This window comes from Azospirillum griseum (genome assembly GCF_003966125.1).
Lineage (GTDB): Bacteria > Pseudomonadota > Alphaproteobacteria > Azospirillales > Azospirillaceae > Azospirillum > Azospirillum griseum.
Map to the genome: position 1 here is coordinate 1 of NZ_RXMA01000086.1, position 1,928 is coordinate 1,928.

At 52.4% G+C, this 1,928-nt stretch carries 3 protein-coding genes; 2 read left to right on the forward strand and 1 reads right to left on the reverse strand.

The window, feature by feature from the left end:
* Nucleotides 1-34 precede the first annotated feature (34 nt).
* Nucleotides 35-196: a hypothetical protein gene (locus EJ903_RS26880; RefSeq protein ID WP_210211576.1), complete on the reverse strand. Its 162-nt coding sequence runs from the start codon at nt 194-196 to the stop codon at nt 35-37.
* Between the two features lie 169 nt (nt 197-365).
* On the opposite strand from EJ903_RS26880, the gene EJ903_RS26200 reads away from it, so the two are divergent.
* Entirely contained in the window at nt 366-1,484 is a 1,119-nt protein-coding gene (locus EJ903_RS26200; protein ID WP_126620802.1) for a hypothetical protein, read from the forward strand.
* A gap of 122 nt (nt 1,485-1,606) precedes the next feature.
* The coding region (locus tag EJ903_RS26205; protein ID WP_174237367.1) for a transposase at nt 1,607-1,928 on the forward strand (322 nt) is incomplete at its 3' end.

Here is a 1,928-nt window from a genome sequence, read left to right on the forward strand (position 1 = left end):
CTTGGGCATGCCGACCACCCGCAAGATCGCCTGATCACTGCGGGATGCTGGCGGATTCCGTCCTCACGCCGATTTGTGCGACAAAGCCAACTGGTTCGAGAATCTGTGGAACCGCTTTGACGACGGCGGCGACGAACGAGTTCCAGTCAGCCGCGTCGACCTGATTGGAATCCGTCAGGCTGCCGCCAGGCGACACCCCGTTTTGCTCCTCTTTGGCGTCACGAGCGCGACCCTCTGCTGCCGCTACAGAAATTGAAATGTTGCCTGCCAACTTTACTAATTTGTATGTATATAGCGTAATTTATGCTATTATGAAGGGAGTTTTTATACACCGCAAAAGCCATCACAAACACTGAGAGGATGATATGCGATCTTTAGATGCACTTGTCTCCATTACAACAGCTACATTAATATTTTCAACAGCGACTGCTGAAGCTGGAACATCTTTCACGCTGACCATACAGAACAACACCACAACCAATATGGTTGTCGGTGATATCGTTACAGAAAATGACTGGTACAGCGATGGGTTGGCCGGTACCAGCATTCCATCAGGGAAAACAACAGTTATCACAACGTCGATGTGTTCATCTATAGGATGCCCAGGTAAATCATATATTCAATTTCCTTTACTGGGAACTGGTCCATTTAACGGAGTCTCCACTAATATTTACTTGAAAGGTGTCCAAGGTGATTTTCCAGAATGGGCTTTCAATACGTCTTATTATTTTGACTATAACGGTGGCATAATGACCGCCAATCCATTTGATCCAAAAAGTACCGTGCTAGAAAGTAGCATTACCTGTTCGGGGGCGAGCGGCAACAATATCCCATGTACTTTGGTTCTCAATCCCGCCACATTCACTACGACCAATCCAAAATATGGTTCGACAAACCCCTACACTAATGCTCGGAACTATTACGATGAAAACAATAATCTTCAAACAAATGGCGTTGTCTTTAATGGTTTCGCTATGAATAGTGCAGCAGTCAAATCTGGACCAAGCGGCACCATTGTCTATCAAGCTTCTCCGTCAACAATATTAAACAACCCCACCTGCGCTTCCGGTAGCGCTTCATCATATCTCTACGTCGTAACCATGTCGTGGAATTTATACATGGCACCCGTGTGTGACGAGCGGTATCTTTCCTATGTGCCGCTGACCTACAGCGGCACCGCATTCCCGCCCAGCGGTACGATTAATCCGATTGATTATTCACTTCCATTTTCCCAAACGGTGCAGTCCGGCTATATAGCGATCACCCATGGTGGCCTTGCCAACGCGCAGCCAGTCCGGGCGGCGGGTGAAATGAGCGTGATCAATGGTGTGGTTAAATCGATTAACAATGACAGTGGCCATTACTCACCAAGCATCCCGGCCCTCAACGCCTTCGTCGAGTATTTTCAGAGCATGGGTTACGGCGGCGCCTTCACTGCGCAGCAATGCACTGGCTCCCCGGTCTGCACCTACACCATCCCTTGAACAGATCGCTTCTCCGAGCTGGCCAGGGAACCTTACGAAAGACGTTGGTGCACAAATCGGCAGACTGGCAATCGAAGAGGGCTGCGGGTAAAGGATTGGCCCCTTCTGGAGCCGAGAGCCGGATGCCGTACAAGGCGAACGAAAGCCGTCGTCACAAGATCCCGAAGGCCCGCTATCGGGTTGAGAACTGGGCAGCTTACGATGCGGCGCTGCGCCGACGCGGAGACCTGACCATCTGGGTGACGCCGGAGGCGATCACCGCGTGGACGCCACCCGCCACGGGGCGGCGTGGCCGGCCTTCCCGCTACGCGGACATCGCGGTCGAAGCCGGGCTGATGCTGCGCTTGGCGTTCGGTCGGCCGTGGCGGCAGACCGAGGGCTTGCTGGGCTCGCTCATGCGCCTGCTCGGCTTGGAACTGTCGGTCCCGGACCACACGACGTTTT

What these genes read in the sequence shown, in the direction of transcription:
- EJ903_RS26200 (WP_126620802.1), top strand. Translation starts at nt 366, where the DNA reads ATGCGATCTTTAGATGCACTTGTCTCCATTACAACAGCTACATTAATA.